Origin of the sequence: Pseudomonas sp. P867 (assembly GCF_019891455.1) — a bacterium.
Taxonomy (GTDB): domain Bacteria; phylum Pseudomonadota; class Gammaproteobacteria; order Pseudomonadales; family Pseudomonadaceae; genus Aquipseudomonas; species Aquipseudomonas synxantha_A.
In genome coordinates, this window is the sequence record NZ_JAFLXB010000005.1 from 282929 (window position 1) to 298139 (window position 15211).

At 61.4% G+C, this 15211-nt stretch carries 16 protein-coding genes; 7 read left to right on the forward strand and 9 right to left on the reverse strand.

The features are described from left to right. Window positions 1-19 precede the first annotated feature (19 nt). The 5 genes from J1G33_RS12065 (at window position 20) to yegS (ending at window position 4042) form a co-directional block, all read left to right on the forward strand. On the forward strand, window positions 20-808 hold the full coding sequence (locus J1G33_RS12065; RefSeq protein WP_005790028.1) for a ParA family protein: 789 nt from the start codon (window positions 20-22) through the stop codon (window positions 806-808). After that, complete coding sequence (locus tag J1G33_RS12070) at window positions 808-1599, forward strand: CheW domain-containing protein (protein ID WP_223018141.1); 792 nt, start codon at window positions 808-810, stop codon at window positions 1597-1599. The genes J1G33_RS12065 and J1G33_RS12070 overlap by 1 nt, the downstream gene beginning before the upstream one ends. A 79-nt stretch (window positions 1600-1678) precedes the next feature. Next, on the forward strand, window positions 1679-2161 hold the full coding sequence (locus tag J1G33_RS12075) for a chemotaxis protein CheW (protein ID WP_005790025.1): 483 nt from the start codon (window positions 1679-1681) through the stop codon (window positions 2159-2161). Then, window positions 2162-2554 (forward strand): DUF2802 domain-containing protein, encoded by a 393-nt coding sequence (locus tag J1G33_RS12080; RefSeq protein WP_005790023.1) that lies wholly within the window; start codon window positions 2162-2164, stop codon window positions 2552-2554. 567 nt (window positions 2555-3121) lie between these two features. Next, window positions 3122-4042, forward strand: a complete 921-nt coding sequence (gene yegS / locus J1G33_RS12085; protein WP_032880078.1) for a lipid kinase YegS — start codon at window positions 3122-3124, stop codon at window positions 4040-4042. Here the strand turns inward: yegS and J1G33_RS12090 are convergent. From J1G33_RS12090 to J1G33_RS12100, 3 genes are all read right to left on the reverse strand, one after another. Beyond that, window positions 4001-4660, reverse strand: coding sequence for a response regulator transcription factor (locus J1G33_RS12090; protein WP_032880079.1), 660 nt, complete (start codon window positions 4658-4660; stop codon window positions 4001-4003). The two genes, yegS and J1G33_RS12090, sit on opposite strands and share 42 nt — an antisense overlap. Then, entirely contained in the window at window positions 4657-5550 is an 894-nt protein-coding gene (locus J1G33_RS12095; RefSeq protein WP_148852724.1) for a sensor histidine kinase, read from the reverse strand. Before J1G33_RS12095 ends, J1G33_RS12090 begins: the two co-directional genes overlap by 4 nt. Before the next feature lie 325 nt (window positions 5551-5875). Next, the gene (locus J1G33_RS12100; protein WP_103733692.1) at window positions 5876-6325 is read right to left on the reverse strand and encodes a hypothetical protein; all 450 of its coding nucleotides are present in this window, start codon (window positions 6323-6325) and stop codon (window positions 5876-5878) included. 548 nt (window positions 6326-6873) lie between these two features. Between J1G33_RS12100 and J1G33_RS12105 the strand changes: the two genes are divergently transcribed. Further along, window positions 6874-7809, forward strand: coding sequence for a chemotaxis protein CheV (locus tag J1G33_RS12105; RefSeq protein WP_005790014.1), 936 nt, complete (start codon window positions 6874-6876; stop codon window positions 7807-7809). 38 nt (window positions 7810-7847) lie between these two features. Continuing rightward, window positions 7848-8654, forward strand: a complete 807-nt coding sequence (locus J1G33_RS12110; protein ID WP_223018142.1) for an MOSC domain-containing protein — start codon at window positions 7848-7850, stop codon at window positions 8652-8654. 48 nt (window positions 8655-8702) lie between these two features. Here the strand turns inward: J1G33_RS12110 and J1G33_RS12115 are convergent, their stop codons facing one another. From J1G33_RS12115 to J1G33_RS12140, 6 genes are all read right to left on the reverse strand, one after another. Next, complete coding sequence (locus tag J1G33_RS12115) at window positions 8703-8984, reverse strand: pyrimidine/purine nucleoside phosphorylase (RefSeq protein WP_032880083.1); 282 nt, start codon at window positions 8982-8984, stop codon at window positions 8703-8705. Between the two features lie 64 nt (window positions 8985-9048). After that, complete coding sequence (locus J1G33_RS12120) at window positions 9049-9591, reverse strand: exonuclease domain-containing protein (RefSeq protein WP_005790007.1); 543 nt, start codon at window positions 9589-9591, stop codon at window positions 9049-9051. 74 nt (window positions 9592-9665) lie between these two features. Beyond that, window positions 9666-11549 (reverse strand): acetyl/propionyl/methylcrotonyl-CoA carboxylase subunit alpha, encoded by a 1884-nt coding sequence (locus J1G33_RS12125; protein ID WP_223018143.1) that lies wholly within the window; start codon window positions 11547-11549, stop codon window positions 9666-9668. 108 nt (window positions 11550-11657) lie between these two features. Next, the gene (locus tag J1G33_RS12130; RefSeq protein WP_223018144.1) at window positions 11658-12419 is read right to left on the reverse strand and encodes an enoyl-CoA hydratase-related protein; all 762 of its coding nucleotides are present in this window, start codon (window positions 12417-12419) and stop codon (window positions 11658-11660) included. Then, window positions 12416-13573 (reverse strand): citronellyl-CoA dehydrogenase, encoded by a 1158-nt coding sequence (gene atuD / locus J1G33_RS12135; protein ID WP_148852721.1) that lies wholly within the window; start codon window positions 13571-13573, stop codon window positions 12416-12418. The genes J1G33_RS12130 and atuD overlap by 4 nt, the downstream gene beginning before the upstream one ends. A gap of 17 nt (window positions 13574-13590) precedes the next feature. Then, entirely contained in the window at window positions 13591-15207 is a 1617-nt protein-coding gene (locus tag J1G33_RS12140; protein WP_223018145.1) for an acyl-CoA carboxylase subunit beta, read from the reverse strand. Between the last annotated feature and the right edge of the window lie 4 nt (window positions 15208-15211).

Sequence of the window (15211 nt, forward strand, 5' to 3'; positions counted from 1 at the left end):
ACCGGGAGGAACCAACCGAATGAGAGTCTGGGCAGTTGCCAATCAAAAGGGTGGAGTCGGCAAGACCACCACCTCCATCGCCTTAGCCGGCTTGCTGGCCGAAGCGGGCAAGCGTGTGGTCGTGGTCGACCTCGACCCCCACGGTTCCATGACCAGCTATTTCGGTTACGACCCGGATGCGCTGGAACACAGCTGCTATGACCTGTTCCTGCACAAGGGCAGCGTGCCGGCGGATTTGCCCGGGCAATTGCTGCTGCCCACCAGCAACGAGAGCATTTCGCTGTTGCCGTCGAGCACCGCGCTGGCCACCCTTGAGCGCCAGTCGCCGGGGCAGAGCGGCCTGGGCCTGGTGATCGCCAAGACCCTGGCGCAGCTGTGGCAGGATTTCGACTACGCGATCATCGACAGCCCGCCGTTGCTGGGCGTGCTGATGGTCAACGCCCTGGCGGCCAGCCAACAGTTGGTGATCCCGGTACAAACCGAGCACCTGGCGGTCAAGGGCCTGGAACGCATGGTCAGCACCCTGGCGATGATCAACCGTTCGCGCAAACAGGCGCTGCCGTTCAGCATCGTGCCGACGTTGTTCGACCGCCGCACCCAGGCCTCCCTCAGCACGCTGCGGGTTTTGCGTGACGCCTACCCGGACACCATCTGGAACGGCTACATCCCGGTGGATACGCGCCTGCGCGATGCCAGCCGTGCGGGGCTCACGCCGTCGCAGTTCGATGGCAAGAGCCGTGGTGTGCTGGCCTACCGTGCGTTGCTCAAGCATCTGCTGTCGCAGCAGCTTGTGGCGCAGGTGGCGTGATGAACCGTCCTGTTGAATACAAGACCCGGCCGCAGCTGGCGCTGGAATCCTACCTGGACGCGCTGCTGCAGGATGCGACTGACGAAGAGCTGCCGGAACCGATTCTGGTACTTGAGCCTGCTGTCGAGCCTGACACTAGGCTGGACGATTTCCAGCAGGCCGTCATGGAAGAGCAGGCGCGTGATGCGCAGGCGGTGGAGGCTCCAGTCGTGGTGCCGATCACCCCTGCGGTGGTGGCGCCGATGGTGGTCGAACCGGTGGTGGACGTGCACCTGCCGCCGAGTATCACGCCACCGCCGGTAACCGGTGACGGCCGCCCGGCGTGGGCGGCCGAGCCGTTCGAGTGCCTGCTGTTCGATGTCGCCGGCTTGACCCTGGCAGTGCCGCTGGTGTGCCTGGGCTCGATCTATTCTTTGGAAGGCCAGGAGCTGACACCGCTGTTTGGTCAGCCGGAGTGGTTTCTCGGCATCCTGCCCAGCCAGGCCGGCAACCTCAAGGTGCTGGACACCGCGCGCTGGGTGATGCCCGACCGCTACCGCGACGATTTCCGCCAGGGCCTGCAATACGTGATTTCGGTGCAGGGCTACGAATGGGGGCTGGCGGTGCATCAAGTCAGCCGCTCGTTGCGCCTGGACCCCAATGAAATCAAATGGCGCAGCCACCGCGGCCAGCGCCCCTGGCTGGCGGGCACCGTGATTGAGCACATGTGCGCATTGCTGGATGTCGCTGAACTGGCCGAGTTGATTGCCAGCGGTGCGGTCAAGGCGATGCCACAGAACAAACGTAGTTGATTGAACAATAAGGGCCGTGCGGTTGCGCGGCGCAATAGCATACACGCCGTCGATAGCGGCATTTGAAGGGGTTACACGAATGAACAAGTCAGCGTCCGCACAAGGTTTGGATGATCCGATCCTGCAATGGGTTACCTTCAAACTCGACAACGAGACCTACGGCATCAACGTGATGCGCGTGCAGGAAGTGCTGCGCTACACCGAGATCGCTCCGGTACCGGGTGCACCGAGCTATGTGCTGGGCATCATCAATCTGCGTGGCAATGTGGTGACAGTCATCGACACCCGCCAGCGTTTTGGCCTGGACACGGTTGAAGTCAGCGACAACACCCGTATCGTGATCATCGAAGCCGACAAGCAAGTGGTCGGGATCATGGTCGACAGCGTGGCCGAAGTGGTTTACCTGCGCCAATCGGAAGTGGAAACCGCACCGAATGTCGGTAACGAAGAATCGGCCAAGTTCATCCAGGGCGTGTGCAACAAGAACAACGAACTGCTGATCCTGGTTGAGCTGGACAAGATGATGAGCGAAGAAGAGTGGTCGGAACTGGAGAGCATCTGATTGTTCCTTGAGGCAGCGGTGATTGTCCTGGCCCTGTTGTGGGCCGGGACCTTGGCGTTTGTACTGCGCTATATGCGTCAGCAACGGGAATTGGCCTTGCAACAGGCCGAACGCGATGCCGTGCGTGATCGGCGCATTCTGGAGCTGGTCAAGCGCGTGGATCATTACCAGCAGAGTGCGGTGCGGGTCGGCGATGAAGTGCATGAACTACGCGCGATTCTCGGGCCTTTGCCGGATAAGTTGGTGCAATTGGAACAGCGCGACCCTTCGAACCTGTCCTTTGCCCAGGCGGCCAAGCTGGTGGGGATGGGGGCGACGGTGGACGAACTGACCCAGTCGTGCGGCTTGACCCAGGCCGAGGCGCAGTTGATGAGCAAATTGCACAAGAGCTGATTCGGCTGCGCTTGCTGGGTTCATGTGGGAGGGGCTTGCCCTCGATAGCGGCCTGGCAACCGACGCTTCTCTGCCTGACACCCTGCGACCAAACTGTGGGAGCTGGCTTGCCTGCGATGGCGGCCTGATAGCCGACATTTATCTACCTGACACCCCTCAGTCCAAATGTGGGAGCTGGCTTGCCTGCGATGACGGCCTTACAGCTGACACAGTTATACCGAGTACATATCCATTCCTGCGGTAACGGCCACTTAGGGTTCCGCTTTTACAGCGGGTCACTTTTGGAAAAGAGCCCGGAATGCCGGCCCAGCCAAATTCCAGCCAGCGTGGTTTAACGGGGCGCCTAAGATCAAAAGCAGATCAAGATCAAGGGCGTCTCGCTTCGCATCGTGGTTACCTTTGGGCGGCAGATTGGACATCTCTGTCGATTGAGCCGCCGCCATCGCAGGCAAGCCAGCTCCCACAGTTTGATCTGCGTACATCAATCAATTTTCTCCATCCACAGACTTTTCCCGTTCTCCAAGGGTCAACATCCTTCAAGCACCTTGACCCAGGAGATACCCTCAAATGACCACCCCCAAAGCCCTGTTGATCCTTCACGGCAAACAAGCCCTGAACGAGGACGTGCGTGCCGCCGTGCTGGCCCGACGTGAGCAGGGTTGGGAGTTGGCGGTGCGGGTGACGTGGGAGGGTGGTGATGCCCAGCGGCTGGTCGATGAAGCCCTGGCTGACGGCTACACCCATATCATCGCCGGCGGCGGCGACGGTACGCTGCGCGATGTGGCCGAGGCCATGGCGCTGGCCAAGGCCGACGCCAGCCTGGTGTTGATGCCCCTGGGCACCGCCAATGACTTTGCCAAGGCCGCGGGCGTGCCGTTGGAACCGGCCGGCGCCCTGGCGTTGCTTGACGTCGAGCCCAAGGCCATCGACCTCGGCCAGGTGGGCGGGCAGATCTTCCTGAACATGGCCACCGGCGGTTTCGGTAGCCAGGTCACGGCCAACACCTCCGAAGACCTGAAGAAAGTCCTAGGCGGCGCCGCCTACCTGTTCACCGGTTTGTCGCGCTTCAGTGAATTGAAGGCCGCCTACGGGGAGCTGGAAGGCCCGGATTTCCACTGGAAAGGCGAGCTGCTCGCGCTGGGTATCGGCAACGGTCGCCAGGCCGGTGGCGGGCATGTCCTGTGCCCCGGCGCATTGGCCGATGATGGATTGCTCGACGTCAGCATCCTGCCAGCCCCCCAGGAAGTGGTCGGCACCCTGCGTGAACTGATGAACAATGGCTGGGGGCTGGACACCATGTTCGTTCGCGCACGTCTGCCATGGGTCAATATCAAGGTCGCCCAAGGCTTGTACATCAACCTCGATGGCGAGCCGCTGGAAGGCGACGACCTGCATTTCGAAGCGTTGCCCAAGGCGCTTCGCGTGCATCTGCCGCTGGGTTCGCCGTTAGTCGTCCAGGCTGATGATTTGCTCACGCACGGCGAATAACACCAGGCCCGCCACGTCGAAAATCTGCAAGCGCTTCATGATCTGCGAGCGATGGGCCTCCACTGTCTTGATGCTCAAGCCCAGGCCATGGGCAATTTCCCGGGTGGACTTGCCACGTACGATCAAACGCAAAATCTCCAGTTGCCGCGCCGTCAGATTATGGCTGTGGGCAACGGGGGTGCTGGGGCTCTGGCTGCGGATCAGCGCCTGGTTGATCACCGTGTGGGCGATGGCGGGGCTCAGGTAGCGTTCGTTGTTACGCAGGGCCAGCAGGGCATGTTCCAGCTCGTTGGCGGTGGTGTCCTTGAGCAGGTAGCCGTGGGCTCCGGACTCCAGCGCGCGCATGATCAGGTCTGGTTCAGTGTGCATCGACAGAATCAGCACCTTGCAGTTGGGGTAAAAGCGCTTGAGTTGCTGCAAGGCATCCAGCCCACCGGTGTGCCGCATCGACAGATCGAGCAGCACGATATCCGGCTGCAAGGCGCTGTATTGCGCCAGCAGTTGTGCGCCATCGCTGGCTTCGCCGATGACGCTGTAGCCGGGAATATCCAGAATCAGCGCACGCACACCGGCGCGAATCAGTGCGTGGTCATCCACCAGGAGTAAATTGCAGGTCACTCGAGAACCTTAGGGGCGCTGGCCCGTTCGAGAGCGCGGGGCGCCCAGGGGAAAAGTGCGTTGATACGGGTGCCGTTGCCAGGCTGGCTGCTGATGGAAAAGGTGCCCCCCAGCTGGTGTGTCCGTTCGCACATACCGGCCATGCCCCGTTGGCCTTCCCGGCCCGGGTCGGGGGCAGGCGAGAACCCCTGGCCGTCATCGCAGATCATCAGCGACAGGCCTTCAGGCAGGCGTTGCAGGCGCACCAGCAGGTTGCGCGCCTTTGCATGGCGAAGCATGTTGGTCACCGCTTCCTGGGTTATGCGAAAGGCCGCCACGGCCACTTCTTCGGGGATGCCGGTGAGCCGTTGCTGACACTCCAGGCTCCAGCACACCTGGGTGTTTTCCAGGGTCTTGAGCAGGTGCGCGCGCAGGCTGGCTTCCAGGCCCAGGCTGGTCAGTTGGCGGGGGTTGAGGATGGCGCAGACGTCGCGCACCTTGGCCAGGGTTTCATTGAGCGTATTGCACAGCACCGTGCAATGGGTGTTCAGGTCCGGGGGCAGGCGGCGCTGCAACCATTCGCTTTGCAGTTTGGCGGCGGTCAGCAGTTGGCCGATATCGTCATGCAGTTCGCGGCTGAGCCGGTGGCGTTCGTTCTCCTGCACTTGCAGCAAGCGGTCGGCCAGCTCCTGGGGCTCGAACTTGATGGCTTTGCGCGAATTCCACTGTTGCAGCCCCACCACCACCAGCGTGGCGAAGTTGAGCAGCAGGATCGGCAACGGCAGCGGCGCGTCCTGCAGATAGGCCCACAGGCTTGCCAGCAATGAGCACAGGCACAGCGCAAGGGTGAGTCGGCGCACATGGCTGCGGGACACGGACCTGGCGATAAGTGACTTGAAACTCGCGTACATAGCGGATGGAGCCAATGAGGGTTCACTGCGGTGAGGCCGGTTGACCGGGCTCTGTTTGGAGTGCGCTGCCAAATCGTCTTTAAGCATGTTGAAGTTAAATCACTTCGAGCGGGGCATAGTACCACCCCGCTTACCGTTGGTCGCCTGATTGGTTTATGGCCCACACAAATACTCTGGCCGTTAATCCCAGAGTTGAAAGCGGAAAGTTGTATTAACGAAGTTGGTTTGTATAATTATTACATTGATGGCTAATTGATATTTTCCCATTGCGTCCAAGCCGGTCGTTTTTAGATAACTCGGCAGTTAAATACGACCTGCACGACGCTCACGACCCATGATGCAGATGCTGCGGCGGTGTACGGCTCAAATCCTTTTGCGGGATCTGCAAGGCAACCGTTGCGATCAATGAAGTTTGCTCGCTGTCATCCAGGCTCAGTTCACCGGTGCGGGTGTCGATCAGTTCCAGTTGCCAGGCCAGCAGGGTCAGGCAGTCATGCAGCGCGTCCAGCGCCTCGTCATGCAACTGCAGAGGGCTTTGGGCATTGGCGATCAGATTTTGCAGATGCCCCGAGAACTCGCTGATTGCCTGCAGCGCCAGGCCATCGGCTTTTTCAGCCAATTTGGCCAAGCTGGCTTTCATGCAGTCGATGGCGTCGCTGTCGTTGCGGATCAAATGCAGATGGCTCAAACACTCTTCGGATTTGCCCAGAAGCAGTTGAGCCTCGCCCAGAAACGCGAGAAGTGCTGTTTGCCATTCGTTTGCGCTATTCATCATGCAAGTCTCCGCAACGTAAGGTCGGGTGATGAGATGTCGCACCGGGTGAATGGCTTAAAACTAGCGCTGAAATACGACTTGGACTTGTAGGTCGCTTCCGATGTTTCAGTAGGACGTTTATTGAAATGCTCACGAAAGTCGTATGTATCCCCTGGGGTGCGGGATGACACGACTTCAGTTGCCGATACGTGAGTGCCTGAAAGGCCCGTGGGCCAAGGGCTGGGGATGGCAAACAAAAGCCTGACTCCATTCATGCAATGAGAATGGCGTCACATTAATGGCTATTAGATATCGCGAATATCAGGTTGGGCCTGATTGCGTATAGGGGAACCCCCTATATGGTGGAACTGCACGTCGGTTCGACTGTCGCGCACGGCGCCTTGAAACAGTATTAAGGGCCGAAGCAGTAAAGCATGATGTCAGTGTGACATCAATGGATTTACATGGCATTTTATTGGGGTCAAGGTCCGGCGCTTGCCGCCGATAATGTACCTATACGACTGCACACCCTCTCAACGCGCCTGCGGCGTGTACACCAGGAGCTTTTAATGGCCGGCATTCTCGACACGGTAGATCAACGCACGCAATTGGTGGGTGAGAATCGCCTGGAAATTCTCATGTTCCGCCTCTTCGGTCGGCAGTTGTTCGCGATCAACGTGTTCAAAGTGCAGGAAGTGCTGCAGTTACCCAAGCTGACCCTGATGCCCCAGCGCCACCCATTCGTGTGCGGGGTGGTCAACCTGCGGGGCCAGACCTTGCCGGTGATCGACTTGTCCCAGGCCATCGGTATGCGCCCTTTGGTGCCGGGGCCCAACAGCACCATCATCGTCACCGAATACAACCGTTCGGTGCAGGCGTTTCTGGTGGGCGGCGTTGACCGCATCGTCAACATGAACTGGGAAGCCATCCTGCCGCCGCCGACCAGCGCCGGTCGCCAGCACTACCTTACTGCCATCAGCAAGGTCGATGACCAGTTGGTGGAAATCATCGACGTGGAAAAAGTCCTCGCCGAGATCGTGCCCTATAACGCCAAGGTCTCGCGGGAAAAACTCGAAGACCCGGTGCTCGAACGTGCCCGTGGTCGCGAAGTGCTGCTGGTGGACGACTCCAACGTGGCCCTGTCGCAGTTGCGCGATACCCTGGGACAGTTGGGGGTGAAGATGCACATCGCCAGCGACGGTCTCAAGGCGTTGAACATGCTCAAAGCCTGGGCCGACAGCGGCCAGGTGATGACCGACAAGCTGCTGATGATCTTCACCGACGCCGAAATGCCTGAGATGGACGGCTACCGCCTCACCACCGAAATCCGCAACGACCCGCGCCTGCGCGGCCTCTATGTGGTGCTGCACACCTCGCTGTCGGGCAGCTTCAATGAGTCAATGGTGAAAAAGGTCGGCTGCGACAATTTCCTCTCCAAATTCCAGCCGGACAAGCTGGTGGATGTGGTGCGCGAGCGACTGATGTTGGACGAAGTGCCCGCCTGACTTTAGGATGACACTTTGTTTCCCAGGAAGGCAGGCCCATGCTTCGTCTCAGCGCGTTGTACCGTTACCCCCTCAAATCCGGCAAGGCCGAAGCCTTGCAGCACATCGGCCTGGATAAACTCGGCCTGCAAGGGGATCGACGTTGGATGCTGGTGGACGAAGCCAGTGGGCGGTTCCTGACGCAGCGGGCGGTGGCGAAGATGAGCCAACTGTCGGCGCTGTGGAACGACGCGGGCGGCCTGACCTTGAGTTCGCCGGGCTACTCATCGTTGGAGGTGGCGTTGCCGGAGGGTGCCAGTGAACTGCGCGGCGTGACCATCTGGCGCGACACCCTGCGCGTACCCGATGCTGGCGATGAGGCGGCCGCCTGGGTCAGCGAGTTTATCGGCAAGCCTACGCGCCTGGTGCAGCTTCCCCTGGAACGTGCGCGCACCACCGAAGCCGGCTACGGCAAGGATGACGACAAGGTCGGCTTTGCCGACGGCTACCCGCTGTTACTGATCGGCCAAGGCTCCCTGGATGACTTGTGTGAGAAGATCGGCCGCCCGATGGAGATGCTGCGTTTTCGTCCCAACCTGGTGATCGAAGGCGCCCAAGCCTTTGCCGAGGATGGCTGGAAGCGCTTGCGCATCGGCGATGTGGAGTTCCGGGTGGTCAAGCCGTGCTCGCGTTGCATCCTCACCACCATTGATCCCCGCACCGGCGAGCGCAGCCCCGACCGCGAACCCTTCGCGACGCTGGAGACCTATCGCAAGACCGAGAAGGGCGTGATGTTCGGCCAGAACCTGGTCAACGATGGCATCGGCCACTTGGAAGTCGGGATGCCGGTGACGGTCCTGGAATAAAAAATGCCCGTCTCGCTGGAGACGGGCATTTTTGTTTACCTGTGATACTTAGCCGCGGTATTCACACAGGTAAGCGGTGTCTACGGCGACCTTCAACTGGAACTTGCTGTTGGCCGGTACGTTGAACTGGCTGCCGGCGGCGAAGGTTTCCCACTCGGCGTCGGGCAGTTTGACAATCAGTGCGCCGCAGACCACATGCATGATTTCACGCTGGGCGGTACCGAATTCGTATTCACCCGGAGCCATCACGCCGATGGTCGCCGGACCTTCTGCAGTGCCGAAAGCGATCGACTTGACGGTGCCGTCGAAGTACTCGTTGACTTTGAACATGGGTGAATCCTCGGAAAAAGGGTCTGGAAAGGTCGGCCAGTATGCCCAAGCCCACGGGAGCTGCCTAGACCGGCAAAATCAACGGTAACAGGCGTGCGGTGTTACGCGCGTCTTCCAGGGCGCGATGCTGTTGGCCATTGAACTGCATCCCCGCCAATTGCAGCGCACCATTGAGCCCCAGTGGTTTGTCCAGGCGCCGGGCCTTGGCAAAGCGTTGCTTGAGGTTCACATGGGGCGTTTGCCCCAGGGCGCTGGACAGGCCATGGCGCTGCCATTCGAGTTCAAGTTGCACGCGATCGTAATCACCCCAGCTGGCCCAGCCTTCCAGGCGTGCCTGGTGCTGGCCCAGCCAGCGCTCGAACAGCGGCCACACCTCGGTGATCGGTGTGGCTGCGTCGATATTGGCTTGGGTGATATGGGTCAGCTTGCGGCAAAAGGGCGTCAGCAACGGCCGTCGCAGTGGCCGCACAAAGCGCTGAAAGTGATCCAGTTCGCGGCCCTGGCGGTTGACCAGGCTGGCGCCGATCTCGATGACTTCCATCTCCGTCACGGGCCAACCGCCGTCATCCGTTGTGGCTTCAAGGTCAATAATCAGCCAATGAGGCATGGTGCAGGTTCCCGTACTCGTCCCTTTCTGATGGGGATAGAGCGTAGCCCGGCCCTGTAGTTCCGCCTAGGGCGTTATTCGATCTGTAGCAAAACCTGACGATTGCGCACCTGATCGCCCGCCATGACCTGCACCGCCTTGACGATGCCGTCGATCCCGGCCTTCAGCGGGTGCTCCATTTTCATCGCTTCGAGCACCAGCAACAGTTGGCCTTTGGTGACTGTGTCGCCGACGCTGACCTGGATATCGACAATGGCGCCATCCATCGGCGCCTTGACCGTGCCACTGCTGGCATCCACCTGGCGGCTGGCGACCTGCTGGGTGCGGTTGGTCACCTTCACGCCGGGCAGCCACAGTTGGGTATCGTCGATGTAGTAGGCGGTACGCCGCCGGATGCCGTTGAGCACCCAGGTGGCCCAGCGACCGTCGATGGTGAGTTGCAGGTCGTCGGCACTCACGGTGTGGGTTTGGCCATTGACCTCCAGGCGGTAGGTGCACGGCACATTGGCGGTGTTGCGCCATCCCGCCAGGCCTTGGGGATGCTGGTCGGCGCTGTGCCGGTAAAACAGCGCTGCGGCCAGGCTGAGCTGTTCAGTCGATGGCGCCTGGGGCGGTAGCTGGCCGAAGCGTTCGGCGATAAAGGCGGTGCTGAACTCGCCGGCGATAAAATCCGGCTGCTTGAGCAAATCAACCAAAAACCGCTGATTGGTGGTGACACCCAGTAGCACGGTGTCTTCCACTGCCCGCAGCAACTTTCGGCGAGCTTCTTCGCGAGTGGCGCCGTGGGCGATGATCTTGCCCAGCATCGGGTCGTAGAACGGGCTGATGGTTTCGCCTTCGCGTAGGCCATGGTCGATGCGCACGCAGGCGGCAGGCTCCCAGCGCAGCACGTCACCGGTTTGCGGCAGGAAGCCCTGGGCCGGGTCTTCGGCGTACAGGCGCACTTCCATGGCGTGGCCGCTCAGCACCACATCGGCTTGTGCCAGCGGCAGCGGCTGGCCGGCGGCGATGTGCAGTTGCCAGGCCACCAGATCGAGGCCGGTGATCAGCTCGGTCACCGGGTGTTCGACTTGCAGGCGCGTGTTCATTTCCAGGAAATAAAACCGACCATTGCGATCGAGCAGAAACTCCACGGTACCGGCGCCGACGTAGCTCACCGCCCGCCCGGCCTTGAGCGCCGCGTCGCCCATGGCCTGGCGCAGTTCGGGCGTCATCACGGGGCAGGGCGCTTCTTCGATGACTTTCTGATGGCGGCGCTGGATCGAACAGTCGCGCTCGCCCAGGTAGATCAGGTTGCCATGGCGATCGCCGAACACTTGCACCTCAACGTGGCGCGGGTCGATCAGGGCCTGCTCAAGAATCAGTTCGTCGCTGCCAAAAGCGTTCATTGCCTCGGAGCGCGCAGTGCGCAGTTGCTCCAGCAGCTGTTCAGGTTGGTGTACCAGGCGCATGCCACGCCCGCCGCCACCGGCGCTGGCCTTGATCATCAGCGGGAAGCCGATGCGCTCGGCTTCCTGTTGCAGCGTGGCGTCGTCCTGGGCGCTGCCTTGGTAACCGGCGATACAGGGCACACCGGCGTCGAGCATGGCGATCTTCGACAGGCGCTTGCTGCCCATCAGCTCGATGGCTTCGCTGCTGGGGCCGATGAAAACGATATGGGCGTTCTGACAGGCGCGGGCGAAGTCGGGGTTTTCCGAAAGGAAGCCGTAGCCGGGGTGGATGGCGTCGGCGCCGGTGCGTCGGGCGGCGTCGAGGATGGCGGCGATGTTCAGGTATGACTGTTGTACGGGAGCCGGGCCGATATTCACGGCTTCGTCGGCCATCTGCACGTGCAGGGCATGGGTGTCGGCGTCGCTGTACACGGCCACGGTGCGGTAGCCCAGGGCTTGGGCAGTGCGCTGGATACGGCAGGCGATTTCGCCGCGGTTGGCGATCAGGATTTTGGTGAAGGCGGGCATTGGGTTATCCCTTACTGGATGTGGCGTGTGTTGGGGCCTCTTCGCAGGCAAGCCAGCTCCCACATTTGAAATGTGTTCCCTGTGGGAGCTGGCTTGCCTGCGATGGCGTCATCGAGACCAACCCGGCTTTCGCTTCTGCACAAACGCCTGCGTCCCCTCAATCCCTTCCTCGCTTCTCACCGCCTCGGCAAACCACTGCGCCCCGCGGTCCAGTACTGCATCAAGCGGCTCATCCACGCTTGCCAGCAACAGGGATTTGGTTCGCGCATTGGCCCCCGGCGCGCACTGCAATACCTGCCCCAACACTTCATCCAGCCGCTGCGCCAGTGCCTGGGCATCGTGCTCGACAAAATGCACCACGCCCAAACGGCCAGCCTCGACCCCATCAAACCGCGCCGCCGTCAGCGCCAGCCGCCGTGCCTGGGTCAAGCCGATGCGCTTGACCACAAACGGCGCTATCTGCGCCGGCAACAACCCCAGGGTGGTCTCCGGCAAGCCGAACTGCGCCTTGTGTTCGGCGATCGCAATATCGCTCACACAGGCCAACCCAAACCCACCGCCCAGCACCGCGCCTTGCAGCACTACGATCACCACCTGCGGCAGCGCTTGCACCTCTTGCAGCAAGGTGCCAAACGCGCGGTTCAACGCGTGTAACTGATCCCCCGCGCCGACCAGGTCCTTCACATCGGCCCCCGCGCAGAAATGCCCCCCCGCACCGCTGATCACCACGGCGCGTACCTGTCTGTCCAATTGCGCCAGTACTGCACGCAGTTCCCTGACCATGGCCAGGCTCATTGCATTGCGGCATTCGGGCCGGTTGAGGGTGATATGCAGCACGCCATTATGGGCTTCCAGCAGCAGGGTACTCATGGCTTTTTACCGGGCAGGGTGCCCATCAGTTTGCAGATGATGCCCAGCATGATTTCGTCGGCACCGCCGCCAATCGATACCAGGCGCACGTCGCGGTAGGCGCGGGCCACCGGGTTGTCCCACATGAAGCCCATGCCGCCCCAATATTGCAGGCAACTGTCGCTGACCTCACGGCCCAGGCGTCCGGCCTTCAGCTTGGCCATGGACGCCAGGCGAGTCACGTCCTGGCCCTTGATGTACTGCTCGGTAGCCTGGTAGACCAACGCACGCAGACACTCGATTTCGGTGGCCAGTTCGGCCAGGCGGAAGTGGATCACCTGGTTGTCGATCAGCGCCTTGCCGAAGGTCTGGCGCTCTTTGCAGTATTCGATGGTGCTGTCGATGCAGTACTCCAGGCCCTTGATCATATTGGCCGCGCCAAATAGGCGTTCTTCCTGGAACTGCAGCATCTGCATCATGAAGCCTGCGCCTTCATGGCCGATGCGGTTGCGCTGCGGCACACGCACGTCGTCGAAGAACACCTGGGCGGTTTCGGAGCTGTGCATGCCGAGCTTTTCCAGGGGCGGGCTGACGCTGATGCCCGGCGTGTTCATCGGCACCATGATCAGCGACTTGTTGATATGCGGCTTGTCATCGGAGGTGTTGGCGAGCAGGCAGATAAAGTCGGCGCTGGGCGAGTTGGTGATCCACATCTTGCTGCCGTTGATCACATAGTCGTCGCCGTCTTTACGCGCATGGGTCTTGAGCCCGGCCACGTCGGAGCCGGCGCCGGTTTCCGACACGCCGATGCAGCCGACCTGTTCACCGCTGATGGCCGGGCGCAGGAACTCCTCGCGCAATTCATCGGAGCCGAAGCGGGCCAGGGCCGGGGTGCACATGTCGGTCTGCACGCCGATGGACATGGGGATGCCGCCACAGCGGATGCTGCCGAACGCTTCGGCGGCGACGATGGAGTAGCTGTAGTCCAGGCCCATGCCGCCGAACTGCTGCGGCTTGGAAATGCCCAGCAGGCCCAGGTCGCCGGCCTTGCGGAAGATCTCGTGGATGGGAAAGCGCCCGGCTTTTTCCCACTCGTCGACATGGGGGTTGATCTCGCGGTCGACGAAGGCGCGCACGGTGCGGCGCAGTTCCTGGTGTTCCTGGGTGAAGATCATTTTTATTGTTCTCCTGATTAGAATCGCGCCACACCAAAGCTGTTCGGTTGCAGTTGCCTTAGTTCAGCCTCATGGCAGATATCCAGCAGGAACCCAAGCAAGGTGCGGGTATCCCGTGGATCGATCAACCCGTCATCCCACAGATTGGCGCTGCCGTAGAGCGCCGTGGACTGGCTGTCGAGCTTCTGCGCGGTGACCTGTTCGAGCATGTCCAGCACCTTTGGGTCGGGCACCAGGCCGTCCTTCAACTGCTTGGCCTCGGTGACGATGCGCAGCACCTTGCCGGCTTGCGCGCCGCCCATGACCGCTGTGCGGCTGTTGGGCCAGGCGAATATAAAGCGGGGGTCAAGGCCGCGCCCGCACATCGCATAGTTACCGGCACCGTAGGAGCCACCGACCACCACCGTGAGCTTGGGCACGCGGGCGTTGGCCACCGCCTGAATCATCTTTGCACCGTGCTTGATCACCCCTTGCTGTTCGGACTCGGTGCCAACCATGAAGCCGGTGGTGTTGTGCAGGAACAGCAGCGGCGTACGGCTCTGATCACACAGCTGGATAAACTGCGCGGCCTTGCTGGCGCCTTTCGGCGTGATGGGGCCGTTGTTGCCGATCACACCAACGGCACGGCCCTGGATATGCAGATGGCCGCAGACGGTATGGGCGTCGAACTCGCTTTTGAACTCCAGGAAATGAGAGGCGTCGGCCAGGCGCGCGAGGATTTCGCGCACGTCGTAGGGCTTTTTCGGATCATCGGGGATCAGCCCCAGCAACTCGTCGATGGGGTACAGCGGCTCGGTATAGGCGTTTTTTACCGCTGGCGGCTGCCGGTCATTCCACGGCAGCAGGCCGACAATTTCTCGCACGATACGCACGCCATCGGCATCATTTTCCGCCAGGTATTCAGCGGTGCCGGCGGTTTGGGCGTGCATCTGCGCACCGCCCAAATCTTCGTCGCTGGCGACTTCGCCGGTGGCGGCCTTGAGCAGTGGTGGCCCGGCAAGGAACAGCTTGGCCTTGCCGCGCACCACCACCACGTAATCCGACAAGCCCGGCTGATAGGCACCGCCTGCCGTGGCCGAGCCATGCACCACGGTGATCTGCGGCAGGCCCATCGCCGACATGCGCGCCTGGTTGGCAAAGCTGCGCGCGCCTTCGACGAAAATCTCGGCGGCATAATTAAGGTTGGCGCCGCCGCTTTCGGCGAGGGTCACCACCGGCAGTTTGTTCTCCATGGCGATCTGTTGCAGGCGCAGGGATTTCTTCAGGCCCGAGGGGGAAATGGTGCCGCCCTTGATCGCGCTGTTGTTGGCCACCACCAACATACGCACGCCGCTGACATAGCCGATGCCGGCGATCAGCCCGCCACCGGCGGCGCTGCCGTCCTTGTCGTCGTGGAGTTTGTAGCCGGCCAGGCTGGCCAGTTCCAGAAACGGCGCGCCCGGGTCGAGCAGCAGGTTGAGGCGCTCGCGGGGCAGCAATTGGCCGCGCTTGTCGAACTTGGGCCTGGCCTCCTCAGCCTTGGCCAGCAGGTTGTGTTCCAGTTGGTGCAACTGGGCAATGGCGGCCAGCATGGCGGTGCTATTCTGTGCGAACTGTGGGCTGTGGGGATCGACCAGGGTTTCAATCGTCGGCATCGTG